Genomic DNA, 23,291 nt, shown 5'->3' on the forward strand with positions numbered 1-23,291 from the left:
CAAAAGAAAAGATGGAACAACAGACTGAACGAAAGTGTACTTCGAAGAAGATTTAGAAAAGATCCCTTAGCATACCTTCAAAAACTTGAAAACAAACATAGTGTGTTGGTTATTCCGCTGTAGAAAAAAAAGCTGCCTGGCTTGGCAGCTTTAGTTTTGAGGGCGGATGACGGCGACCTCCGACGCGTTGATGGCGAAGGCGTTGCCTCCTTGTCCGATCTTGGCTGATGCTTTTTGCTCGGAATGGACTTTGGTTTTTCCGTTATTGAACTTTTGATTGTTGACTTTCCTCACTTTGGCCAAGCGGATTCACCTCCTCTTCTTCCGGCCTTTGTGCTTGTGAACGATCTGCACATTGACCGCATTGCTGGCGAGGACGTTTCCTTGCTCTGCGGCAGCTGTAGCTTTCTGGTGAATATGGATGACAATGATGCTCTTTTTGCCGACGCGGTATTTATAGGTTTTCACGTGCGAGCGGACCATGACCGGGCCTCCTTCTGCTTCGTGCTCCCTATAGGATACGTGCGGTGCGAATACCCCGTCCCGGCGTTTGGTCGCTGTCATTCGTCTATTCGCTACGCTGCACGGGAGGATCGTACCAAGCCAGCGCGGAGCTCCAGTCCCATGCCTCGTAGTAGACGGGCTCCGGCGACCCAGCTCCAGTCCCAATCCCGGCAATATAGCGCTCAGCCCCCTGTCCGTCCGGGCGAGCCAGCCACACATCCGCCTGCTTCCGGTCAGTGCGAATCCAGCTCACTCGAGACGCACTTCGCACCCATTGCGGCTGATAATCGCCCCATTGCTCCGGAGGTGTCGAGAATGTTATTTGACCTTGAGGTGCCTTGACAGCCGTATCCACCTTCACCAACGACGGAAGAGGACGCTGGGCCGGCTCGGTAGACCACTCCTGCTCCTTTGACCGGGAAACCACGATCTGCCGATCATCGAGCCAGGTGAGGCCGCGGTCCACATCGCCTTTTGGCGTGTAAGACCCTTGCTGAAGCATGGGCAGCAGCTTGACTCGAAGCTGTTTGTCTTTTATCGCAAAGCGTCCTTCACCCTGAATGTATCCCAGCTTACTGAGCTTCGGAGCCATTGAAACCAATCTTCGTATCTCAGCATGTGATCCACTTGCTGAAAGCCGCTCCCATCCGATCGAAGCAGGCAGAGCGTGTTGCTGTCCGCTGATAAAGAAGCCGTCGGCATGCCGAGAAAAGCGATCCAGCGTCCATCAGCCGACCATTTGAACGTGCTTGTATGGACGGCAAAGAAGTCATCACTCTGTGCAGGAAGCGTGTACAGCTTCCGAATCCTTGCCTGATCGCCCTTGGCGTCTGCGGGCACTAGGAACAGCGTGACTCCGGTCCATCCGGTCGGCTGCTGCTTCGCGTCGGAAGAGACGAGAAAGCCCCGGCCGTTAGGCAGCCAGGTGTAGTTGCCTACACCCAGCGACACATTCACGAACGGCTCCGCCCCTTGCGGACGCACGCCCGCTGTATTTAGCACCGTGTCGAGCTGAAAGGCGAGAGTTGACTGGTTCGGAGACCACTCGTAATGCTGCCCGCCCTCCGGATGCACAGTGAAGAACCGATTGGATGAAAACGAGTACACCCGCAGCTCCCCACGCCCTTCGGTATAAGCGATATACGCTCCGTCAAACGACCATTTCGGCCTCTCCGCATGACCGTCCGTCGTAAGCTTCCGCTCTACCGCACCTTGCTTGACCCACAAATTCCCTTCCCGGATAAAAGCGGCCTTGAGACGCTCATCTCCGCCTTGCGGTTCCGCATACGCTCTTTCCGAAGCGCCGCACCAGAGCAGAACTAGTACCATCGACAATACAACCCACTTTTTGCCCATGTGCATGCAACCCCCATTTTTGTCGTCAACGATCCGTCTCTGAGGGATATGTTTCCAAATGCGTCCTCCATTTATGTGCAAAAAAAAGAAGCCCTTGATCTGAGGATCAAAGACTTCTTTCTGCAGGCTGCTTCTGATCGAAGGCTGCCGAGCTGTTGCGGGAAAAGAGCGGAATAGATAACGCGCACACGAGCGCGAACGCGATGAGCGTCACGAAGACTGCTCCGCTGAGTTCTTTTACAAACAAAATAAGCACCAGCATCGTAATTCTCGCGATGTTGAGGAACCATTCTCGCCATAGCAAGATTCGTGCTTGCTCAATAGCCGTATGCTTGCTGATGACACGGAACTGCCGGGTGTTCCACACTGTTCCGAAGTAAAACATGCCGACGGTCGTCAGGATGTTCGAAGCCACTAGCAGCGGCGCCCTCGGCATTAGCGGCAGCAGGAAGCCGGCGGAGATGAACAGCATTCCGATCATGAGCCAGACGCCCTCCCCCGTCTTCAGCCTGCGGTACAGCATCATTGCGATGATGGTGGAGGAAGCGTACATCACGTTCAGCAAGGCTATGACAAGCTTATCGCTCGAAACGGAAAACGTGTAGATGAGTGCAAACAAGCCTTGAAATTGCAGGAAAACGCCGGCGGCCAAACAGGACGGAGCCATCCATCGAAGCGACGTATACGAGAACACTTGGCTGAACCGCATGTTGCGGAACAACGGCTCCGGCTCCTTCGCGAGCGTAATCGGCGGGATAAAGAACGACACCGTCAGCAAAATCGCGACGAACAAAAACATCAGCAGGAACGATCCGGAGTACCCGACCCATCGGATAATAAACGCGAATGCAATCGGGTTAATAATCGAGATCACTTGGCCAATGATGCTGGCCACCGAAAAGTAGCCCTCGAAATCTTTCCCTTTGCCGAAAACACAGAGGGTAATGTTCTGCGCCGAGGCGTAAAAGCCCCACATAATGCCAATCGGTATGGCGATGATGGTGATCCACAGCAGCCGATTGTCCAGCTCAAGAAAGGACAACAGGATGAACGTCAGCGCGCCGGAGATCGCTACGGTTCGGATCAGTAGACGCGTGGTGAAGCGGGACAGCAAGCGGGAGCCGACTGCAAACGCAATGCTCCATAGAATAAACAAGATGAGATTGAACCACGTGACATCAAAAATGCTTTTGTTCTTTTCCCAGATGTACAGATTAATGAAAATCCCGATGTAGTTGAAAATAATGTTCGAAGCTGCGTTCATCATCAGCAGCCGTTTGATCTGTCCCGTCACCTGCATGTGGTTTCATCGCCTTTGTTTGGAATGCGTTCGAGAATCAGCTGTCGCCTTATCCAAGCACGACACGGTCATCGGCGAACTTCGCACCGCGGATCCGCTCAAATTGGTGCAGCAGACCGTCCACGGTCAAGCCTTGCTTCTCCGATTCCGGCACATCCAGGATGATGCCGCCTTTATCCATCATGATGAGGCGGTTGCCGAGTCTGATCGCTTGTTCCATATTATGCGTAACCATCAAGGTGGTCAAGTTCAATTCTTTCACGATCTGCTCCGTGAGCGTAGTGATGAGCTCCGCTCGGGCAGGATCGAGCGCTGCCGTATGCTCGTCGAGCAGCAGAATGCGCGGCTCGGTGAACGTCGCCATCAGCAGGCTCAGCGCTTGGCGCTCCCCGCCCGACAGCAGCCCGACCTTCGCGTTCAGCCGGTCTTCCAGACCGATGCCGAGGCGCTTCAGCTGCTCGCGGAACATCGTCCGCTTCTTGCCGCTCACGCCGATGGAGAGGCCTCTGCGCTTGCTGCGGGCATACGCCATCGCCAAATTTTCCTCGATCGTCATCGTCGGAGCCGTACCGGCCATCGGGTCTTGGAAGACGCGGCCGATCCACTCGCTTCGGCGATGCTCCGGCATGTGCTCGACGGGATTGCCCGCGATCGAGACCGTGCCTAGATCCGGGGTCATGACGCCGGATACGATATTCATCAGCGTCGATTTCCCGGCGCCGTTGCTCCCGATCACCGTGACGAAGTCGCCTTCGCGCAGGTGCAGGTTAATGCCGGAGAGCGCCACCTTCTCATCCGGTGTCCCTGGATTAAACAGCTTCGTAACTTGCTGTATGCGCAGCATTAGCCTTCACCTCCTTGGGGCAGCTTCGTCTGCAATTGTGCTGTGCGCTTGCGAACCAGCGCCTTCTGTTTGAACGAGCCACGGACCTTCGGCAGCGTAAGCGCAACAATAACGATCAGCGCCGTCATCAGCTTCATGTCGGTCGGCTGCAGCCCGACGCGGAGCGCGAGCGCGACAACCAGGCGGTACACAATAGCACCCAGCACAACGGCCAAGGTCGCTCTCATGACCGTACGGGAGCCGAAGATCGCTTCCCCGATAATAACGGAAGCCAGACCGATGACGATCATCCCTACCCCCATCGTAATTTCGGCAAACGCCTGATACTGAGCGATCAGTCCGCCTGCCAAAGCCACCATCCCGTTGGACAGGCTCAGACCGACAATGGTCGTGGTATCGGTGTTGACCCCGAAGCTGCGAATCATACGAGGGTTATCCCCTGTAGCGCGCAGCGCTAACCCTAAGTCCGTGCGGAAAAACCAATCGAGCGCGAACTTCACGGCCAGAATAACAAACGGCATCACCCACAGGATCGGCACATTCGTCAGCAGCGTGTCTTCGCCGAGCAGCGGAATATTGGCCTTGCCCATAATGCGCAAATTAATGGAATAGAGCGCGATCATCATCAAAATACCGGACAAAAGCGCATTCACTTTTCCTTTCGTGTGAAGCACGCCAGTGAGCGCACCTGCCACCAGACCGCCTAAAAAAGCGACAATCGTTGCGAGCAGCGGGGAATGCCCGCCTGCGATCATCATCGCTGCAATCCCCCCGCCGGTCGTGAAGCTGCCGTCTACCGTCAAATCCGGGAAATTCAATATCCGGAACGTAATGTACACACCTAGGGCCATGATGGCATACAACAAGCCGAGTTCGATTGACCCCGTCAGCGCTGAAAGCATAGTTGATATCCTCCTTATTGCAACTGATATTGAAGCTAAGACGATAGCAGTTGTCAATGTGTTGCTACTGTCAACGTAAATAAAGAATGACCTTCCCTAATCATACTAGAAAGGTCACTCCGATTGTAAACCTTTATTTCCCAGAACCACTGATCAGGTTCTTTTTGTCTTGCATTTTGTTTTTCATGGAGTCGGTAATGGTTACGCCTTGAGCTTTGGCCGCATCCTGGTTGATGATAAGATCAAGCTTGTCTGGGAAGCTGACCTTCATGTCCGCAGGCTTCGCGCCGTTCTTCAAGATCTCAGCCGCCATCTTGCCTGCTTGGTAGCCATGGTCATAATATTTAAAGCCGAAAGTAGCAAGTGCACCCTTCTCAACCGTATCACGGTCGCTGGAGAAGAACGGAATTTTCTTCTCATTGGCGATTTTAATGATCGATTCCACTGCGCTTACTACGGTGTTGTCGAGGGTAATGTAGAATGCGTCCACGCGTCCCACGAGCGACTCAGCGGCTTGCTTTACTTCGGAGCTGTTCGCAGCGGCAGCTTTGACCACCTTAATATTTTTCTTGGCCATGGCCGCTTCAGCGTTTTTCACCATGACTGCCGCGTTAGGCTCGCCTTCGTTGGCGATAATCCCTACCGTCTTGATGTTCGGGAAGTCGGAGGAGATAAAATCAACCAGCTTATCCACCGCATCCGGAGCTGTATCGGCTGCGCCCGTTACGTTAGCGCCCGGCTTGTCCAAGCTCTTCACGAGCTTAGCGCCGACAGGATCTGTAATGGCTGCAAATACGATCGGTGCATCTTTTACATTTTGCACGGCAGCTTGAGCCGAAGGAGTAGCGATCGCAAGGACCAAATCCTTCTTATCTGCAGCAAATTTTTGAGCAATGGTCAAATTGTTCGTCGGATCTCCCTGTGCGTTCTGATAGTCGACCTGGAGGTTTTCTTTATCTACGAAACCGCTGTCTTTTAGCGCAGCGAGAAAACCTTCCCGTGTCGCATTCAGCGACGGATGTTCGACGATTTGCGTAATGCCGATCTTGAAGACCTTCTTGTCGTTCGGCTTGGAAGCGGCACTTCCCGCGTTCTGTGCGGGTTCTTTCGATCCGCAGCCTGCGAAGATCAACGGCACGGCGACTAGCAGTGTTAAGAGTTTGATAGATTTCATAGACATTGACCTCCCATTTAACGTGAACATGCTTTAAAGCAATAATGTATATATTATTACGATTTGCCTGTTTCCGTCAATGAAAATATAAGCCGGAACGAGCAAAAAGCCCTCTGCAGCGGCTTATGATAACACCATTTATTTACATATTTTTTTCGAATGAGCTACAGTCTCATGATTTATGTATAATTATAGCAAAGCCTGAGACCAGGTGGACTGGAACAACCACCTAGTCTCAGGTTTAAAAGAAGGGACGCTCGGTGATGCCCGGTCGCGGGCTCCTAAGCGGATTTTCCGCTTTGCTAGCAGTGCACTAGACCGGTCGCGGGCTCCTAGGCGGATTTTCCGCTTTGCTAGCAGTGCACTAGACCGGTCGCTCCTGATCGGAGCCCTTTCGAGGAAGTACAATTCGAGGCTAGTATTATAAAAAACCATTTCAGTGACTCACAAGGAGACGAAGCGTTTGAAAATCGCCATTTTTATCATCCTGATGCTGATGTACCCGCTGTTTCTTCATCTCGTGCATATTACCGATCTGCGGGCAATCCCGCTGATTGTGCCCTACGCGCTCGGGACGCTGTCCGTCATCATTCTCGGCTCTGAAATCATCGGCCTCTTTTTCCGAAGGAAGAAAGACTCAGAATAAGTAAGAGATGACTGCGCCCCCTGCATCCCAGCGTTCCCCCGCCATGCCCCCCCGACGGCAGCGCACCTACCACCAGCAAGAACGCAGGCAGAAAAATCGCCAACGTCGCGATGATCTCCCCAGAAAGACCACCCGTAATGGCACCCACATAAGCTGCAATCACCCAGCCGGACGGCACCGTTTCCCGCTCCAGCAGCAGAAAGTATAACATGCCCTCCGCCAAAGACCAGCTAGCCGGATCGGTTAAAGCTGTCGAACTTGGCGGAAACGCGCAGCAGCTCCCATACGCTTACCCGTTTTGTTTCAATCTTGGACATCGAAACAGCACCTCACACGAATGATATATGGATGAAATAAAAAGAGTACATCCTGTCTGTCAACCGGATACTCTGCAGACGATGCGAGCTGAGATCGTGATTTTCTCCGTCAGCTGGCCGGGATGCTCCATTCGACGACGAAGCTGTTCCACGGCGCGATAGCCCAGAAACTCCTTACCAAAGTCTACGGTCGTTAAAGCGGGTCTGGATAGCGCTGCCGTTTCGATATTGTCAAACCCTGCCACCTTGCACTGCGCCGGAACGGCCATCGACAGCTTGTCCAGGATCGATAAACAATGCAAAGCGATATCGTCGTTAGCCCCGAGGATGGCGTGCGGCCATTCCTTCTCCGTCAGTTGCTCCAGCTTTCGCTCCAGCACCGCCTGCCAATTCCGTGCTCCATAAGGAATGCTCCACTTTCTCAAAGCCACCTCCGCCCTCTTCCCCGCTTCTTGCATCTCCAGCTTGCAGCCAAACCAACGTTCTTTAAAGCTGACCGAGAACGCGTCATGGCCCACGAAGAGCAAGGAGGTACACCCAGCTTGAAGCATGCGGGCCGTTAACCATCGGCCTCCTTGCATATTGGCATTCACAATGCAATCCACGGATAATGCAGACTCCTCGTGATCCACAAGCACCATCGGCAGGCCCTTTCGGGATAAAGTAAGCAGCAAGGCGGATGGCAGCTCTCCGGCAATGAGGTGTCCTACACAATGGGCAGGGTCCAGGTAGGCCGGGATTCCTTCGGCTACGGTCTCGCCTGACTCCACAGCCATGATCACGTGATTCCATCCCTGTCGTTTGCAGCCTTCCAGCATACCCGAGAGCACCTTCCCCCAGAACAGCCCCTCACTCCGATGATCGGCGCGTATCCAGATCAAGACGTATGGGGGATCACCGAGGCCATCGATCGGTTTCATGATCGGGGTGATCTCATCAATCGGAGCCCTACTGCGGTACCCCATCGTTCTAGCCACTTCCAGGACGCGCGCTCTCGTCTCTAGGCTAACGCCGGATTTACCGGCCAAGCTGCGGGATACCGTATATTTGGAAACCCCAAGCGAATCGGCAATTTGCTGCATAGAAACTTTGTGGGCCATCCCTTTTCCTCCTGTAGAAGCTTAACAATTAACCATTTTACCTAACATAAATCATTAATCTCAGCTTCCCTATCTGTCAAGAAAAAAAGCGGTTGACAACGACTTCCCTTTCTTCTAAGTTGACTTCAGAAAACAACAAGGAACCTAACAAACCTAACAAATCATCCATCAATGGAGGCGCTGCCTGATGAGCTTGCTCTTATTTTACGATGAAGCATTTCCTTACTCCGGGGTTCGTCCGAACGCCCCTCAACTAGAGGCGCTGGCTTCCATTTTTCGTATCGTGAATGCCGATGGCCTGCAAGAAGCTTTGAGCTCGGAAGATCATACGGGATTGGCTATGCTCCATGGGTCTTATTTCCCCAAAGCAGCGTGGGCTTCCATCCTCAAGCATGTTCGCCATGGCGGAGGCCTTCTGCATGCTGGAGGCGCTCCGTTCAAATGCCCGGTTGTGCGTAAAAATGGAGTCTGGACGCCGGAACGGGAGCAAACCGCTTACCACCAGCAGCTCCATATCCATGAGGCGATGAAGGTGGACCCCGCACCGATTCGATCATTGAAAGCCTCCACGCAAATCCCTTTATTGCAAAATCAAGAGCGACTGTTCACTCCTGCTCCAACTTATAGCTTGATTCTGCATGTGACCCGCGTCAGCGATCATCCCGAGCAATGCGGCTCCGGCGGACCGATGGACGCGCACCTGTATCCCTTGCTCAAAGGCATCTCAGCTGAAGGCAGGGAAGTGGCCGCTCCCGTGGTGCTGCTCGAGCATACGAAAGGTCCTTTCGCAGGCGGACGCTGGCTGTTCATAAACCAGGAGCTGGACGAGGCATTCTGGAAAGACGGCGGAGTTTCATTGCTGCAGGAGCTTTCGGAGTTTACCGGTCGCGGTGTAACGGAAATGTGGGTGAAGCCGAATTACGCATCTTACTTTCCCGGAGAACGACCTGCGCTTACCGTGCAGCTGCAAGCTTTAAACAAGTCCGCATTCGGACAGGCATGGATGCTAGAGCTAAGCTTGCGCAAGAAGGCTGACGGTTCTACACTATGGTCCACTGCACTGGAGCTAAAAGCCGATCGGGACATTCATTTCACGCGGATTTCCGTACCCGTTGAGCTGGAAAAAGGATACTACGAGCTGGCTGGTACAGTATCATCCGCATCCGGGGAAGTGCGTCAGCTCACGCAAGGCTTCTGGGGCTTTGACGATGAGCTTCTAGGCGAAGGCGAGTTCCTGGCTTGCGACCGCGACTACTTCCACAAACAGGGCAAGCCGCTGCCCGTCGTCGGGATGACCTATATGACGTCCGACGTCGCACGCCGCTTCCTGCACCTGCCGAACGTATCCGTATGGGAAAAAGACATGGCCCAAATGAAAAAGGCCGGCATCAACCTGATTCGCACCGGCATCTGGACAGCATGGAGGACGATCATGTTTATCGACGGACATCCGAATGAGGATATTCTTCGTGCCATTGACGCCTTTATCCTGACAGCCAAACGACATGAGCTGGAAGTGACCTTCAACTTTTTCGCCTTCACCCCGGAAGCTTGGGACGGCGTGAACCCGTACTTGGACCCGCGCAGCGTGGAAGCGCAAAAACGATTCATCGCTGCTGTAGTTTCCCGTCATCGCGATACGAAAAACGTTCATTGGGACTTAATTAATGAGCCTTCCATGTTCGATCCGAAACGGATTTTTAAAGGACCGCGCTCTGCTCAGGACCCTTTTGAACGCCAAGCGTTCCAGCAGTGGATTCGGCAGCGTCACGCCACAATAGAGGAGCTGCAGGAGCGATGGAATATGACGCCGGACCAGCTTCCGGATTATGACGCCGTAAGGATGCCGGAGCAGGAAGACATCAACCTTCATATAGAGGATATGGCCAAAGCGAAAAAAGGCAGCCTATGGCTCGATTACACCTTATTCACAATGGAGATGCACAACCAATGGGCGCGCGAGCTGACGGCTACGATCCATGCGATACAGCCGATGCAGCTTGTGACCGTTGGCCAGGACGAAGGGCTCGGAGCGCAGCGTCCTTCACCGCTTTTTTATGCGGAAGCGGTCGATTACACAACGGTCCACTCCTGGTGGAAAAATGATGAGCTGGTTTGGGACGGGATTTTTGCAAAAGCGCCGAATAAGCCGTGCCTGGTACAGGAAACCGGCATCATGTACGTCGAAACGCCCGATGGCCGGGCGAAACGGTCAGAGACGGAGCTTCGCAACATGCTGGAGCGCAAGTATGCGTATTCCTTCTCTACCGGCGGTGCGGGCGCCGTGCAGTGGATATGGAATACGAACTTCTATATGGACAACGTGAATGAGTCCAACATCGGCGCCCTGCGCGCGGATGGAACGGAAAAGCCGGAGGCCGACGTTTCTTACGACTTCGGCCGCTTCATGAAGGAAGCCGCCTCGATCTTTGAAGGAAGGAAGCTGGAAGAAGTAGCGGCGATATTCCCTTATTCGAACGACTTCTCCAACCGGAAGCTGGCCTTTGATGCCACCACACGGATGACGCGCGTGCTTAGCTATCAAATGAACGTCCCTTTTCGTGCCTTGAGCGAATACGAGCTAAGCGCATTGGGAGATGACAGCGGCCGAGCTGAAACCCAGCCGAAGCTGATCCTCGTACCGAGCGCTCACAATTTCAGCGACGAAGCTATGGACCGGCTGCTAGCCTATGTTCGCCATTCGGGAGCTGCGCTGCTTATGACGGGTCCGGTCAGCCTGGACGCCTATTGGCAGCCGGTCCAGCGGCTGGCCGATCTTGTAGGTCCTACCCAGCTAGGCAACTTGCTGCGCGAGGAAACGCTGGAGCTGCAAGGCCGCTCCATGCCGGTCTCGTTCGGCGCTCGACGCATCGCCGAGCTTGTGAAAGAGCTGCCGGCCGGCTCCGCAGGGCGAGCCGCCGAAGTGATGCTTGCCCCGCTGGGCCAGGGCAAGCTGATCTGGTGCCCGCTGCCGATTGAGCTAAGCGAGAACACGGACACGATCCGTGCCGTGTACGAGTTCTCGTTGGCCCAAGCGGGCGTAGCACCAGAGCTGCAATGGCTGCAAGGAGGCAGCCATGCCGGGGTGTACGGCCGGAAGCTGAGCTTCGCTTCCGGCGCGCTGTACGTCTTCGTGTCGGAGTATGGCTGCGACACGGCGGTCAAGGTGTGCGACCCCGCAACGGGCCGCACCTATGCGTTCGAACTGCCCAGCGAGCGCTCGGTGCTGTTTACAGTCGATAGCGCAGGCAAGCTGTTAACCGTATACCGGCCTGAGCAAGTACAGGTTGAAGTCAGCTAATTCGCCTTTTTGTGCTGCTGGGCAAAAAAAGAAGCCGGTGACATCCTCGAAGGGATGTTCCCGGCTTCTTTCCGTTGGGCTATGGCATTACTGCTGCAGCTTGGCAATCAAGCGCTTGGCGGTACCGTTAGCCGTTGTAATGTCTTCATATACGTTGACTGTGAGCGGATAATCAAACTGCTCGGCCTTGACGCTCGAGAAGTTAATGGATTGCAGACCGCTAATCAGCTTATTCGTCCCTTGCAAGGTTTGAACGGAGTTACCAAGCACGATGCCGTTGGAGTCCACCAGTTCAAATTCCATTGTAGAGAACGAGTCGTCTACCAAGACCGTAGTATCCTTCTTGATATCCAGGCTCAGCTTTAATTTGTACGAGTACGTACCGCCGCTGTACGTCGAACCCAGATTCCAATCTTGGATATTTACTGTATAAGGATAGAACGAAGCCATTTTGCCAAGTACACTAGCTGCGTCATCATCCGTCGAATGGACTGCAACTTGAACCGCGGAAATTGGAAGCTTCAGCAGGCTCGAAGACGTAGGCTCCAGAATGCTCAGCTTGAACGTGCCTTTCGCCGTTGGCGGCATCAGATAAGCATAGCTGTACACATAAGCGGACTGCGGAATCAGCTGCTTCAGCGTCGTCGTTTGACGTGCACCAGGATAAGACGTACCGGTATCATCCTGAAGCTCGGTATCAAACGTCGGCAGATCCAGCGTTTCTTGACTGTTGTTCATAAATTTAAACTTGGCAACCACGGTTTGATAGCCGTTATCCGGATTGGTATGCGCGTTGATTTCCACGAGCGAAACGTCCAGCTTCGGATCAATCGTTTTATTGTCCGTCTTGAAGACGAACGGTGTGCCCAGCTCATAGGAGCTGCCCGATGGCGCTACCCCTGTGCTAGCCGTTAAGCCTGCATCAAGATTGACCGCCATGACCGGAATCGTAGTCGTCAACCCGGATTGCGAGCTCGACTGCGAACTGCTGGAAGTGCCCGTCGTGGACCCTGTCGTTCCACTAGTTGAACTGGAGGAAGACGAGGCGCTAGATACTGCGGTAGACGATTTTTGCTCGGATACGTAGAATTCATAAGCACCGGAAACCACTTCATCCGGAAGCTCGACGACAAATTGGTAAGAGGTCGTTTTGCCGGCCGAGGTGTACTTATCCGTGTCTTTAACTACGGTCTCGGTAGCGAGCGAGATTTGCTGGTCTTTCGAGACCAACATCCCTGCCAGTACTGGATTGGCTACTGTACGCTTCCCGTCATTATGCAGGGTTGCCGTGACCAGCGCTTGGCGCTTGCCGGACTGATTCATCTCTTCGGCTTTATCAACGACCAGCGTAACACCTTCACGGCCTTGGCTGTTAAAGGAAGCCTTATCACCCACATTGACCATTGTGAACAGCGACTGCAAATCGATCGTGCCGAGGTTGGTACCATCAGTTTTGTTCATGTCGAGCTTGAGTGTCTGCAGGTCCGGCTGGGTATCCAGCATCGTCGTCAGCAGCACGCGATAAGTCGATACGCCGTCCGATTGCACGGATTCTGCATTGGCAGCTTTCAGTGCGAAGGTATGGTTTGCACCGTCCTTCAGCACATAGGCCAGGCTCGTCGGATTCCAAGAATCCGTTCCGGACACCTTCACCTTGGTATCCAAGGTAATTTTATACTGGTCATCGGTTGGCACGGCAAAAGCATTCACCGCTTGCACCGACACAAAGGTATTGCCTGTAAACGTAGGGTCCGCATCGGTCAGGTTAAACACGAATTGGTGGTCGGTCTGCAGGAAGGACATCGCCTTCTGTACCGAGAGTGCACCCATATCCTGGTTTCCGCTGCCGCGGTTGAAGAAGTCGACACTCAATTGGTCTGCCGTCAGCCCCGGTGCTACCTTCGCGATAAACGAGAAGGATTGGGCCGAGTGGCCGGCAACGACGGCGTTCGCTTTTTCGCTCAGCTGGGCGTAGTAGGCTCTTCCATCGGTCGTTACAACTTGTACGCCGTATTGATTGAAGTCAACGCTGGCGTCGCTGTCATTGTTCAGCATGACGCGGAACTGCATCGTCTGGCTGCTGGTGCCCTTGGATAGAGCTACCTCCTCCAGCGTAAAATATACTGAATTGTTAAGGAATACCCCTTCTTTGCCCGCATAGGTAATACCGGGAACGACATTGTACAACAGCATGGCGATGAGCGTAAAAACGAGTGCAATAGCAGGATACTTCATCCGTCTATCGGATTTGTGGCTGAATGGCATTTTCAATGATGTTGCCTCCTTAAAAAAGTCTGACCATGCGCAGGATGCGGGTTCTAAGTTAGTCTGTACGAAGCGCGTCAATCGGTCGAAGCTTGGATGCTTTGTTTGCCGGATATAAACCAAACACAACACCTACGGCGACGGAGAATAAAAAGGCGTAAACACTGATGTCCCATGAAATGACCGTAAGCTGCTTCGGATTAATGCTAGGCCACAGCAGCGATAAGCCAATCCCGAGCACCAGCCCGATCAAGCCGCCCAAGCCGCTGATGACGACCGCTTCCACCAGGAATTGCAGCAAAATGTTGCGCCGCTTGGCCCCAATCGATTTACGAATCCCAATCTCCCGGGTCCGTTCCGTGACCGTCACGAGCATGATGTTCATAATCCCGATGCCTCCGACAAGGAGCGAGATGCAGGCTACGCTGACCAGCTGGCCGGTAAGGGTACTCGATGCTTCGGTTCTAGCCTGGACCAGGGAATCCTGATTCTGAACCCGGAAGCCGTTCGAGCTCTTAAACTCCGTCGTTAAATAGTTCGTAAAGGTCGTCTGGGCTTTGGTGATATCGTCTTTACTTGCTGCTTCAATATAGGTCGTGCGAATGTTACCCATGCCTAACTGTCTTTGGGCGGTTGGCAGCGGTACGATGATCGATTCGTCCACCGACGCTCCGCCCATCGCGCTGCCCTTGGTTTTCAAGGTGCCGATGACGGTAAATTCATACCCTTTGATATTGATTTTTTGATCGATCGGGTTGACCTTGCCGAACAGCTCGGAGACCACCGTGCTTCCCAGCACCGCTACGTTCGTGCGGAAATTGATATCGCCATCCGATAAGAATCGGCCGGTGGCCAGCTGGGTTTTGGTAATGTCCAGGTAGCGGTCATTCGTGCCGATCACATTGTACGATTGCTGAGTACGGTCAAATTTGACATTGTTCGAGCCGGACACCGCCGGAGCGATGTTATTAAACTCGGGAAATTCCTCGAGCTGCATCGTCTTGTCGTAATTGAGCTGTGTAGCGCGGCCCTGACCCAAAATATTAACGGTAATCAGGTTCGTACCTAGATTCTCATATTGCTTCTCGATCGCTTCCGTCGTCCCCCGACCGATCGAGACCAGGGTCACTACGGAGGCAACCCCGATAATAACACCCAGCATGGTCAAGAGCGTCCGCATCCAGCTGGCGGTGACGGTCTTGAGCGCCATGCTGATTAACTCTGAAAATTTCATCGGTGCACCTCCGTCAGCTGCCGCTCGGATAATGCTGTACGCTCAGTGCGCCGATCTCCCACGATTTCTCCGTCACGGATCGTCACGACCCGCTTCGCATGCTCCGCAATATGCAGATCATGCGTGATCAGAATGATCGTATTGCCCGCTTCGTTGAGCTGAATCATCAGCTCGAGCACTTCTTTCCCCGTGTTCGAGTCCAGCGCCCCGGTCGGTTCGTCCGCTAGCAGAATCGCTGGTCCGATCGCCAGCGCCCGGGAGATCGCGACCCGCTGCTGCTGACCGCCGGACAGCTCGCTCGGACGATGGTGAGAGCGCTGGCCCATGCCCAGACTTTCGAGCATCGCCTGCGCGCGCTCCCGCCGTTCTTTCCTCGAAATGCCGGCATAAATCATCGGCAGCTCCACATTCTCAATCGCCGTTAATCTCGGCAGCAGGTTGAACTGCTGGAAAATAAATCCGATTTTCCGGTTGCGTACCTCGGCCAGCTGATCGTCCCGAAGCTTCTCCGTCGCCACGCCGTCCAGCATATAAGAGCCGGAGGTTGGGACATCGAGCAGCCCGATCGTATTCATCAGCGTGGATTTACCCGAGCCGCTGGGACCGACGATGGCGATAAATTCACCCTTCTCCACTTCAAGCGAGATACTCTTGAGAATGGTCAATTCTTCTGCGCCGCGCTTAAAGCTTTTCACTATATTTTTCAGTTCGATCATACTCATGACAGCAAGCCCTCCTTTCCGGCCTTATCGATTGCCTCCTCGAGTGGCACCGCCACCGCCGCCGCCCTGGAATCCGCCTCCACCTGGGAATCCGCCGCCGCCTGCCCCGCCAGCTCCTTGCTGGAATTGCTGACGAAGCTGGTCAATTTGCTGCTGCGACAGGTTGTTTTGTCTGGTGGTCGTTCCTTGAACGACAACTTGATCGCCTTCGTTCAGCCCTTCGGTAATTTCGATCATCGTACTGCTGTTGACGCCGACCTTCACTTCTTTTTGCTCCAGCTTTCCGTCTGCGCCTTGGACTGAAACGAAATGCTTGCCGCCGCGATTTTGCACCGCTTGAATCGGCAGTGTGAGCACCTTTTGTTTATCTTGAATAATAATATCCGCGCTCGCAGTCATACCGTATTTTAATTCCGGAGAGCTTTTCATGCTAAGCACTACAGTATAGGTACTTACGCCGTTGGTCGTTGTTCCCACAGTGGAGACCTGCGTAACCTCGGCATCAAACGTTTTTCCTGAGATTGCGTCGACTCGAACAACCGCCTTCTGTCCGGTCTTGATTTTCGGCAGATCGAGCTCATCCACGCTAATTGGAAGCTGCAGCGTATCGAGGCTGGCTACGGCGCCCAGCTTGGTTCCGCTCTCAATCGTCGTGCCGACTGGGTACGAGGTCAGGACATTTTTTTTTGGATCGGCAAAATCCGTTGAGAATACACCGTCAAACGGCGCGTATACCTTCAAATTGTTCAGCTGGTCCGTCAAATCGGCGATCGATTTATTGGCCTGATCGATTTGCTGCTGCTTGCTCGTAATATCTTTCGATAAGCTGTCGCTGACGATTGTCGCCAGCAGCTCGCCTGCTTTTACACTGCGGGAGTCTTTATATTCCAGCTTGCTGATGGTTCCGTTCACATTCGCGAACACCGGCGTAGTGGTCTGATATTGCGTCTTGGCTTTGGCCGTCGATTGCACCTTCAGCCCGTTCACCATGACAGCGCCCTGCACGTTCAGATCCGCATCCATCGTGCCGTCGTTATCCACGCGAACCGTCACGCTAGCCAGCCGGTTGCCTTTCGCGTCGGCATTGGCCCCGGTCGAAATGGAATCGACTGTGCCGGTTTTCGTCAGCATAAATCCGTCGATCGTCAGCTCAATCGTATCGCCTTTATGAAGCTGCGACACTTCCTCTTGAACGAACGGCAGCGTCACTGTGAGCGTATCCGGATTGGCGATGGTGGCAATTTTGGTCGTTTTGGAAACGGAGGTGCCTTCGCTGAGGTTCGTCGCTAAAATCAGCTTGCCGCTGACCGGAGCCAGCGTCTTTAGCGCACCTTGCTGTGACAATAGATCCTGCATATCGGACTGGTAGGTGCTTAGCTGCTGCTGGGTAGAATCCATTTTCTCCGTAATCGTCGAATCCGTCAGCTCCAGCAAGAGGTCGCCCTTCTTCACCGGCTGGTTCCGGGTTAAATTGAGCGTTTTGATGACCCCTTCCTTCGGCGGGACGATCATCTGGACATCCTGAGCCTCAAGCTGGGAGGTGCCGGTGATGGTCGAACGGAGATTGCCCCGGGTCACCTTTACGGTTTGCTGAGCGCTGGCCGTTGTTTTCTTCGCAGCAGTTTTGCCTTGATAAATATAGGCTGCTGAGCCTCCGCCTGCGGCGAGGATGGCGGCCAGCACGATAATAATCGTCTTTTTTTTGTTCACGAGTGATGTACCTCCCGACATGACTACTGATTTCTCATATTTTAAGGGTAACTTCCGTTTGTGAAATCAAGGTGAAATCAAGCTTAAAGCAAGCTGAAAATTTTCACGGGTTACTGGTAAATGTGGAATTATGTCGAATGGTAGGGAATTCATGGGTGTTATTGTCGTGAAAAAAAGAGGGGGGCAAAGCAAGCACTTAAGTAAAGCCAAAAATGGAGAAACGAGGGGCTCAAGCGCTTCGGAACTTCAGGCAATGTTCACTGCGCGCGCGGCAATGACGGCAATTACAACCAGGGAGATGGACGCTTGGGTCATCATGAGCAGCTTGGCGCGGCGGGACATGACGAGCGTATCGGTCGGGCTGAACGCGGTGCTTGTATTGAACGCTAGAAACAAATAGTCCAAGAATTCCGGCTTCCAGCCTCTCCACTGCTCGGCGTCGCTCGTCATCTGTGGGAATAAAAAGTCGGTCGACCGACTCTCCCTATGACTTCGCAGCTGGGGCCCTCCCTGATCGATCTCCCAGTACCAAACCGCGAACACGGCCACATTGATGACCCAAAGCAGCGCCGCATCGCGAAACAGCTCCTGCCCTTCGGCCGCATGCGTGAACAGCGCATTGATCAGGAAGATGACGCTGGCGATCAGCCCCACGGTCACGACGACAGCAATTACAATCGCAATCAGCCGTGTCCATTCGTGATGCTCTCTTAGTACCGCGATAGAAAATGGAATTAACAGCGCGACGGCGAGCAGCGGCAGGATCCAATTCGGTCCCCCAGTCAAGGAATCCAATACGATGCTAAGCAGCAGCCCAATCGCCATAATCGCGATAGCATAGGAAGTACGACGCACGTGACATTTCTCCTCATAAAAAAATAACCTACAAATGGAAACCTATGGTAAGATATTCTCTAATTCATCCGCTTGTCCTACCTAGCGATAATGCCCATTTTACTGTGAATTGGAGCGAAAACTTATGGATTATGACCCGCGAAAAGAACTGCAACGCATTTTGAATCAGCTAGGGCTTGAGCACGCCGTGGAAGCGTTAACCGAGCGGCTCTCGCTATCCGACTTAAGCACGCTGCTGCTCGAGGTGTTCCGCGAGACGACTGGTCATTCCTCGGCGGCGGATTTACTCAAGCGGTACGCGTCCAACCGGTTCGTCGCACCGTCGGCCCTACATCCGATTGCGCTAAAAAAGCTGGAGATTCAGCTCCTGGAAATCGCCGAGACCCATTCCTTTGCTCCCGTTCAGCTATCCCCGGTTGCCCCTTTGGGATCGTGCTCCATCGTGGCCTCAGCGGATCAAAATAAAATCATTTCCGCCCTCCGGGGAACGGAAGTCGTGGCGGATGCCACCAATGCGCTGGCACTGCAGCTTTGCCACGGCATCAAGACCGGAGCCATGAGCAACGAGCCTGAGCCCCTTCGCTTCAGCACGACGCATCGGCATGTGAGGGCACAGCAATTTTCCAAGCCCGGACTGCTGCCGCATTTTCACTTGTTCTGCATGGTCTCCTCGGGAAAAGACAAAGGCTCCTACAGCTTTGAAAAGCAAACGCTGGCGGAGCATCTGCGGGTGTACCAAACGATCTTTAAAACGATCTATGACACCGAGCTCACCGTCAGCCTGAACCGCCGCGGCGGCTATAAGGACAGCGCGGGACTGGTGGAACGAACGGCGGACTTTATTGCGAACGCTGTGCCGGGTCTTTCTGTTATCGAGAACAAGACGGAAACCGACAACCTCTATTATCAAGGGCTGCAATTCACGTTGATCGTCACCCTGAACGGCCAGACGCTGCAGATCGGCGACGGCGGCTTGGTCGATTGGCCGCAGCAGCTGCTGGGCAATAAAAAAGAACGGATGATGATCAGTGCGATCGGGATCGAACGGCTGCTGATGCTATAATTTTTGCGCTATTACCATTTCCAATGCCCCGGTTTACCGCCGGGGCCTTCCTCTACCTCGAGCGTCAGCTGATGCGCCGTTGTCCGCTGCGCATTGAACGGCTCTCCCGCCGCGTTGTGAAAGGCGGTCCACGGCACGCTGCCGGCCCCGCGGGGGAGCCTGTCCACTGTATAGGTGTACTCCCCGTTTAGCCGGATTGTTACGCCGCTCCAGAGGTCTGTATCCCCGTTCTCTATGATCACACTGCTTCGGGTAAACGCCAGCCTTACGGTGAGGTTGGACTCGCTGTTTTTTGACGTTGAGGTGCTAATCCAGTAGACCGTGCCGGCTACGGTGGCGATTAGCAGCACGAGGAGCATCCCCAGCCGCAGCCGGATTCTCCCCTGCTCTCTTTGTTCGATGGCTCTAGCCGCCCGGTTCATTCCGAATCCCCCTTCGCGTTTGCCGCGATTTTTCCCGTCAAGGTCAGATCGAACCACATCTCGGGCGCGTCCGGATGGCTCGTATGGACTTCTACCGCCAGCGTATTGACGCCCTTCACCAGCAGCTCGCGATGGCTGCCCAGCGGGATCGCTTCGAACCGTCCTCCCTCGTGCGGGTCGGCCAGCGATCGGGCGTTCACCCAGCCCTCGCGAATCGAATCCCTCGCGATTTCCGTTCCGTTCAAGTAGGCGATGTAGCCGTCCTCGAAGGCGACCTGGAGCTGCCAGTCGGTGTATCGCGCCGGGTCGTCGTCCAGGACGAACGATTTGCGAAAATAGACGGTCGGCGACTCCGGCCGCGCTTCGAGCGGCGTGCGAAGGCTGCGCCGCTTGGCGCTGTCCTGCGACCGTCCGAACGGCGCAGGGCCTGCCTTCCAGCCCGCGTCGTCATAGACCGGGCTGCGCCAATCGCCGGGCGGGAGCTGAAAGCGCCCGGCGATGGGTTCTTCGCCGCGCGGGTCCTGCTGCGGCGGGATCCCGGCGCGCACCGCGGCTCCGTCCGCGGTGTAGCGCCACGTGGCGCCGATGGCCACCGGCGCCCGGTCTTGCCCCGCCGCCGCTTGGCGCAGCCCGGCGGCTTCCACCGCCAGCCGCGCCTGCGGGCGGCTGGGGTCCGTGGCCGCGAGGCGGCTGCCGCGGCCCTCGAGCGTGAGCAGCAGCGGCGGCGGGGTGTCGCCGCTGCTGCTCACGGTCCACTCCGCCCACCCTTGGTGGGCGGAAGGGCGGTAACCGGCCGCGGGCCGGTCGGTTACCGCCGCCTCCGGCGCGTACAGCCGCGCGCCGATGAGCACGAGGTCGGCTCCGCTCGCCGCGAGCCGACGCCAAACCTCCGGCTGCGCGGGCTCCTCGCGGAGCAGGACGATCCGGTGCATCGCCGGATCGGTCAGCTCCGCAGCGGTCCGCGCCAGCCAATCCAGCTGCGCCGCGGGCTCAGTCGCCAGCCGCGCCGCATCCAAAAACCAGAACCGCGCATTCCCGTAGTCCACGAAATACGCGGTTCGGCCATACCCCGGCAGCTGATCCGCCGGGAGATGGGGAAACCGGGCGGCCAGCTCCGCCGCCGCAGCGCGCGTCCCGTCCAGCACGGGGAAAAACGTGCGTGGAGCGGGCCCCGCCCCAGGTCCGGCTTCAGGAGCCGGACCGGCAAAAAACAGCACCTCCGGCTGCTGCACAACCGCCTGTTGAAGCGTCGCATCCGTCAGCGCGGCCCCGGCAAAATAGCCGATGCGCCACCCCGGATGCGCAGGCGCAAGACCCGGCTCCGCCACGCCGAGCACCGGCGGCCTCGACCACCAAAGCGCCGCTCCTAAACCCGCAAAAAACAGCAGCATCACCAAAGTCAGCCAATACCCGCGACGAACAATCCCCAGCAACTTTATTGGGTTTTCACGATGTCCATCCAACTCCATCCTCGCCCCCTTCAAGCCGGCCACCCGTAAATCCGGTGATACACCGGTGGCCACAGCAGCAGGAGCAGCACAAAAACACCAGCCACAAAGACCGGAATCCAGAAGCGCAGCCGCAGCTCCAGTTTTCCGAGCAGCACATGCAGCACCAGCCAGCTTCCCAGCCAAGCGGCAAGTGCCGTCACTTCTTTGCCCCCGTAGGGACCAATTCGAAGCCCGTTCGGCAGGTAGGAGCTTATGCGCAGCAGCGTCATGGCTCCCGCGGACGGATTGGCGATGCTCCACCAGTGAGTCAACGTAAGTGCAGCTATGCCAAACAGCAGCGACAGCAAAGCAGCGACAACCTCACCTGACGCCCGCTCGCTGTCGGAGTCTTTTTTCCTGCGCCTCTCCGGCATAGCGCCTGCTTGTTCCTCCTCGAGCATCTACTCACTCCCCTTCAGATCCAGCCTACAAGCCTTTACCTGTGTCTTCCCATTCTCTACACCGTCCGCCACCGAGCCAGCACCAAGCCAAACACAAAGCCGATCAGTAAGCTCAGCCAGACCAAGGTCAGCAGCAAGCCAATGACATAACGAAATTCTACCGCCGGCCGCTTGCTTCGCACTTGCCGCTGGAGCAGGACACTGGCCGTTACGCCAAACGGAAAAGCCAGCAGCGAAACGAACTCTTTATATTCCATCAGCACCCAATGTCCGGCCGGCACATGCAGCTGGAGCCATTCCGACGCACCATCCGGCGCTTGATAGTATACATACAGCCAATTGCCCGCAACGATCGTGCACAGCGTCAGCACATTGGTCAGCAGCAGCCGCAGGCGCAGCGCAGTCTCCGCCTTGGCGTTACCTCTAGCGTAGCCGACATAGGCATGCAGCGTATACGTCGCCATCAGCAATGTGAACGATGCGCCAAGACCGTGCAGCAGCCCTGCGGCGGGGTGACTGCCTGGACCGAAGGCGGCGGCCAGCGGCATCAACAAAAATAGCACGACCGCAATCAGCCCCTGAGCAGCGGCCAAATCACGGAAGGGTGTACTGTTTTTCATGCGTGCTCCCCTCCTTCATCTTACCGTTCCACCGTAAACGAATCGATTTCATTTTGCTGCAAATCGTAGGTACGGAAGGTCGCCTTCGCTCCGTTCACATCCACCACCATATAATGATAGCTGACCTTCGGTCCGACGATGACCTGCTTCAGATCCTTCCCGAGCGTATAGAGCGGCGCCCCAGCCCCTCCAATGGTCAGCTGATAAAGCTCATGTTCAAAGTGGTACCCGTTCCCATCAAAGCCAGCATCCACCTTACGCCGGTTGTAGTTGTGCTCGTGACCAACGAGAACGGCAGTAACGTTGTACTTGTCAAAAATCGACCACAGCGCATCGCGCGAAACCGAATCCGCATCGAGCGATTCGCCCAAATGCGTCCCGATCGGATACGCCGGTTCATGAAACTGCACGAACACATGCCGCATCCCGCTCTCTTGCAGCTCCTTTTCCAGCCAGGCACGCTGATCGGCATCGACGACGTATTGCTTAGCTTTGTTTTTCCGGTCGGTATTGAGTGTAATGAAGCGGGCATTCTCATAATCGAAGGAGTACACCGTTCGCCCATAGCCGGCCAGCTGCTCGTTAGGCAGTGTAGAGAAAACCGTGCTAAACACCGCTTCGTTATGCTCATGATTGCCGAGTGTCGGATACACCGAGGTCATCGGAAAATAATCGTCGACAATGCCTTTCCAGGCCTCCAGCTGCACCGCTACATTCGAGCCGCCGGACACCTGATCCCCCGTAAACAGCAGAAAGCTCGGAAGGGGTGGCAGCGTTTTCACTTTACTCAGCAGTGCGCGCAGCGTCGTTTCATTCGTACCATTCGAAGAGCCGCGGCTGTCGCCCATGACGACGAACCGAAACGGCTTGTCCTTCGCCTGATCTGGAGTTGGCAGCGGTGACGGTGTCTGAACCACAGCCGGCGGCTGCGAAGGCATCACGGCCGTCGAATCGGCTGGCTTCTCTGTCGGGGCGGAGCTGCATCCGGACAGCAGTGTTAGCGCGATCAGCAGTCCCGCTGCTGAATTTTTACGGGTTCCCCATGCCATCCTCTACTGCTCCCCT

General features: G+C 55.2%; 22 protein-coding genes and 1 pseudogene. 3 read left to right on the plus strand and 20 right to left on the minus strand.

Annotation, left to right across the window (positions count from 1 at the left end):
• Window positions 1-150: 150 nt before the first annotated feature.
• From FPZ49_RS35950 to FPZ49_RS22760, 8 genes are all read right to left on the minus strand, one after another.
• Complete coding sequence (locus tag FPZ49_RS35950; protein ID WP_186446016.1) at window positions 151-303, minus strand: hypothetical protein; 153 nt, start codon at window positions 301-303, stop codon at window positions 151-153.
• A gap of 6 nt (window positions 304-309) precedes the next feature.
• Window positions 310-564: a hypothetical protein gene (locus FPZ49_RS22730; RefSeq protein WP_144851357.1), complete on the minus strand. Its 255-nt coding sequence runs from the start codon at window positions 562-564 to the stop codon at window positions 310-312.
• 4 nt (window positions 565-568) lie between these two features.
• Window positions 569-1,096 carry a hypothetical protein gene (locus FPZ49_RS22735; RefSeq protein ID WP_144851359.1) on the minus strand — a complete coding sequence of 176 codons (528 nt, stop codon included), beginning with the start codon at window positions 1,094-1,096 and terminating at the stop codon, window positions 569-571.
• Window positions 1,039-1,860, minus strand: coding sequence for a TolB family protein (locus tag FPZ49_RS22740; protein WP_186446017.1), 822 nt, complete (start codon window positions 1,858-1,860; stop codon window positions 1,039-1,041). Before FPZ49_RS22740 ends, FPZ49_RS22735 begins: the two co-directional genes overlap by 58 nt.
• 106 nt (window positions 1,861-1,966) lie before the next feature.
• Complete coding sequence (locus FPZ49_RS22745) at window positions 1,967-3,160, minus strand: MFS transporter (RefSeq protein WP_144851364.1); 1,194 nt, start codon at window positions 3,158-3,160, stop codon at window positions 1,967-1,969.
• A 49-nt stretch (window positions 3,161-3,209) separates the two neighbouring features.
• On the minus strand, window positions 3,210-4,004 hold the full coding sequence (locus FPZ49_RS22750; RefSeq protein WP_144851366.1) for an ABC transporter ATP-binding protein: 795 nt from the start codon (window positions 4,002-4,004) through the stop codon (window positions 3,210-3,212).
• Window positions 4,004-4,906, minus strand: a complete 903-nt coding sequence (locus FPZ49_RS22755; protein ID WP_144851369.1) for an ABC transporter permease — start codon at window positions 4,904-4,906, stop codon at window positions 4,004-4,006. Before FPZ49_RS22755 ends, FPZ49_RS22750 begins: the two co-directional genes overlap by 1 nt.
• A 133-nt stretch (window positions 4,907-5,039) precedes the next feature.
• Window positions 5,040-6,080 carry an ABC transporter substrate-binding protein gene (locus FPZ49_RS22760; protein WP_144851371.1) on the minus strand — a complete coding sequence of 347 codons (1,041 nt, stop codon included), beginning with the start codon at window positions 6,078-6,080 and terminating at the stop codon, window positions 5,040-5,042.
• A 463-nt stretch (window positions 6,081-6,543) separates the two neighbouring features.
• On the opposite strand from FPZ49_RS22760, the gene FPZ49_RS22765 reads away from it, so the two are divergent.
• Complete coding sequence (locus FPZ49_RS22765) at window positions 6,544-6,726, plus strand: hypothetical protein (protein ID WP_144851373.1); 183 nt, start codon at window positions 6,544-6,546, stop codon at window positions 6,724-6,726.
• A gap of 55 nt (window positions 6,727-6,781) precedes the next feature.
• On the opposite strand, the pseudogene FPZ49_RS22770 reads toward FPZ49_RS22765, so the two are convergent.
• Window positions 6,782-6,989, minus strand: a pseudogene (locus FPZ49_RS22770) (chromate transporter); the annotation flags it as partial.
• 113 nt (window positions 6,990-7,102) lie between these two features.
• The gene (locus FPZ49_RS22775) at window positions 7,103-8,143 is read right to left on the minus strand and encodes a LacI family DNA-binding transcriptional regulator (protein ID WP_144851375.1); all 1,041 of its coding nucleotides are present in this window, start codon (window positions 8,141-8,143) and stop codon (window positions 7,103-7,105) included.
• A 187-nt stretch (window positions 8,144-8,330) separates the two neighbouring features.
• Between FPZ49_RS22775 and FPZ49_RS22780 the strand changes: the two genes are divergently transcribed.
• The gene (locus tag FPZ49_RS22780; RefSeq protein WP_144851377.1) at window positions 8,331-11,444 is read left to right on the plus strand and encodes a beta-galactosidase; all 3,114 of its coding nucleotides are present in this window, start codon (window positions 8,331-8,333) and stop codon (window positions 11,442-11,444) included.
• Between the two features lie 87 nt (window positions 11,445-11,531).
• Here FPZ49_RS22780 and FPZ49_RS22785 read toward each other — a convergent pair whose 3' ends face one another.
• From FPZ49_RS22785 to FPZ49_RS22805, 5 genes are all read right to left on the minus strand, one after another.
• On the minus strand, window positions 11,532-13,715 hold the full coding sequence (locus FPZ49_RS22785) for a hypothetical protein (protein ID WP_144851379.1): 2,184 nt from the start codon (window positions 13,713-13,715) through the stop codon (window positions 11,532-11,534).
• 52 nt (window positions 13,716-13,767) lie between these two features.
• Window positions 13,768-14,943: an ABC transporter permease gene (locus tag FPZ49_RS22790; RefSeq protein ID WP_144851381.1), complete on the minus strand. Its 1,176-nt coding sequence runs from the start codon at window positions 14,941-14,943 to the stop codon at window positions 13,768-13,770.
• The gene (locus tag FPZ49_RS22795; protein WP_144851383.1) at window positions 14,940-15,665 is read right to left on the minus strand and encodes an ABC transporter ATP-binding protein; all 726 of its coding nucleotides are present in this window, start codon (window positions 15,663-15,665) and stop codon (window positions 14,940-14,942) included. The genes FPZ49_RS22790 and FPZ49_RS22795 overlap by 4 nt, the downstream gene beginning before the upstream one ends.
• Window positions 15,666-15,689: 24 nt before the next feature.
• Window positions 15,690-17,375 carry an efflux RND transporter periplasmic adaptor subunit gene (locus FPZ49_RS22800; RefSeq protein WP_261381550.1) on the minus strand — a complete coding sequence of 562 codons (1,686 nt, stop codon included), beginning with the start codon at window positions 17,373-17,375 and terminating at the stop codon, window positions 15,690-15,692.
• Between the two features lie 246 nt (window positions 17,376-17,621).
• A complete protein-coding gene (locus FPZ49_RS22805; RefSeq protein WP_261381551.1) occupies window positions 17,622-18,230 on the minus strand; it encodes a DUF1345 domain-containing protein in 609 nt (202 codons plus the stop codon).
• Between the two features lie 124 nt (window positions 18,231-18,354).
• Here FPZ49_RS22805 and FPZ49_RS22810 point away from each other — a divergent pair, with 124 nt between their 5' ends.
• Window positions 18,355-19,293 carry a hypothetical protein gene (locus FPZ49_RS22810; protein WP_144851387.1) on the plus strand — a complete coding sequence of 313 codons (939 nt, stop codon included), beginning with the start codon at window positions 18,355-18,357 and terminating at the stop codon, window positions 19,291-19,293.
• A gap of 11 nt (window positions 19,294-19,304) precedes the next feature.
• Here the strand turns inward: FPZ49_RS22810 and FPZ49_RS22815 are convergent, their stop codons facing one another.
• Genes FPZ49_RS22815 through FPZ49_RS22835 form a run of 5 tightly spaced genes read right to left on the minus strand, consistent with a single transcriptional unit; the run spans window position 19,305 to window position 23,275 of the window.
• On the minus strand, window positions 19,305-19,715 hold the full coding sequence (locus tag FPZ49_RS22815) for a hypothetical protein (RefSeq protein ID WP_144851389.1): 411 nt from the start codon (window positions 19,713-19,715) through the stop codon (window positions 19,305-19,307).
• Window positions 19,712-21,184, minus strand: coding sequence for a hypothetical protein (locus tag FPZ49_RS22820; protein WP_144851391.1), 1,473 nt, complete (start codon window positions 21,182-21,184; stop codon window positions 19,712-19,714). Before FPZ49_RS22820 ends, FPZ49_RS22815 begins: the two co-directional genes overlap by 4 nt.
• 11 nt (window positions 21,185-21,195) lie before the next feature.
• The gene (locus tag FPZ49_RS22825; protein ID WP_261381552.1) at window positions 21,196-21,606 is read right to left on the minus strand and encodes a hypothetical protein; all 411 of its coding nucleotides are present in this window, start codon (window positions 21,604-21,606) and stop codon (window positions 21,196-21,198) included.
• A 56-nt stretch (window positions 21,607-21,662) separates the two neighbouring features.
• Window positions 21,663-22,226: a hypothetical protein gene (locus FPZ49_RS22830; RefSeq protein ID WP_144851393.1), complete on the minus strand. Its 564-nt coding sequence runs from the start codon at window positions 22,224-22,226 to the stop codon at window positions 21,663-21,665.
• Between the two features lie 20 nt (window positions 22,227-22,246).
• Window positions 22,247-23,275: a metallophosphoesterase gene (locus FPZ49_RS22835; protein WP_144851395.1), complete on the minus strand. Its 1,029-nt coding sequence runs from the start codon at window positions 23,273-23,275 to the stop codon at window positions 22,247-22,249.
• Between the last annotated feature and the right edge of the window lie 16 nt (window positions 23,276-23,291).

It is taken from the genome of Paenibacillus cremeus, assembly GCF_007786445.1.
GTDB lineage: Bacteria > Bacillota > Bacilli > Paenibacillales > NBRC-103111 > Paenibacillus_G > Paenibacillus_G cremeus.

Excerpts from the sequence above, each read along its gene's own strand:
- FPZ49_RS22810 (WP_144851387.1), top strand. The coding sequence starts at position 18,355 with ATGGATTATGACCCGCGAAAAGAACTGCAACGCATTTTGAATCAGCTA.
- FPZ49_RS22755 (WP_144851369.1), bottom strand. The coding sequence starts at position 4,906 with ATGCTTTCAGCGCTGACGGGGTCAATCGAACTCGGCTTGTTGTATGCC.
- FPZ49_RS22790 (WP_144851381.1), bottom strand. The coding sequence starts at position 14,943 with ATGAAATTTTCAGAGTTAATCAGCATGGCGCTCAAGACCGTCACCGCC.
- FPZ49_RS22820 (WP_144851391.1), bottom strand. The coding sequence starts at position 21,184 with ATGGAGTTGGATGGACATCGTGAAAACCCAATAAAGTTGCTGGGGATT.
- FPZ49_RS22735 (WP_144851359.1), bottom strand. The coding sequence starts at position 1,096 with ATGGCTCCGAAGCTCAGTAAGCTGGGATACATTCAGGGTGAAGGACGC.
- FPZ49_RS22780 (WP_144851377.1), top strand. The coding sequence starts at position 8,331 with ATGAGCTTGCTCTTATTTTACGATGAAGCATTTCCTTACTCCGGGGTT.
- FPZ49_RS22745 (WP_144851364.1), bottom strand. The coding sequence starts at position 3,160 with ATGCAGGTGACGGGACAGATCAAACGGCTGCTGATGATGAACGCAGCT.
- FPZ49_RS22740 (WP_186446017.1), bottom strand. The coding sequence starts at position 1,860 with ATGGGCAAAAAGTGGGTTGTATTGTCGATGGTACTAGTTCTGCTCTGG.
- FPZ49_RS22795 (WP_144851383.1), bottom strand. The coding sequence starts at position 15,665 with ATGAGTATGATCGAACTGAAAAATATAGTGAAAAGCTTTAAGCGCGGC.
- FPZ49_RS22835 (WP_144851395.1), bottom strand. The coding sequence starts at position 23,275 with ATGGCATGGGGAACCCGTAAAAATTCAGCAGCGGGACTGCTGATCGCG.
- FPZ49_RS22830 (WP_144851393.1), bottom strand. The coding sequence starts at position 22,226 with ATGAAAAACAGTACACCCTTCCGTGATTTGGCCGCTGCTCAGGGGCTG.
- FPZ49_RS22730 (WP_144851357.1), bottom strand. The coding sequence starts at position 564 with ATGACAGCGACCAAACGCCGGGACGGGGTATTCGCACCGCACGTATCC.
- FPZ49_RS22750 (WP_144851366.1), bottom strand. The coding sequence starts at position 4,004 with ATGCTGCGCATACAGCAAGTTACGAAGCTGTTTAATCCAGGGACACCG.
- FPZ49_RS22760 (WP_144851371.1), bottom strand. The coding sequence starts at position 6,080 with ATGAAATCTATCAAACTCTTAACACTGCTAGTCGCCGTGCCGTTGATC.
- FPZ49_RS22825 (WP_261381552.1), bottom strand. The coding sequence starts at position 21,606 with ATGCTCGAGGAGGAACAAGCAGGCGCTATGCCGGAGAGGCGCAGGAAA.
- FPZ49_RS22815 (WP_144851389.1), bottom strand. The coding sequence starts at position 19,715 with ATGAACCGGGCGGCTAGAGCCATCGAACAAAGAGAGCAGGGGAGAATC.
- FPZ49_RS22775 (WP_144851375.1), bottom strand. The coding sequence starts at position 8,143 with ATGGCCCACAAAGTTTCTATGCAGCAAATTGCCGATTCGCTTGGGGTT.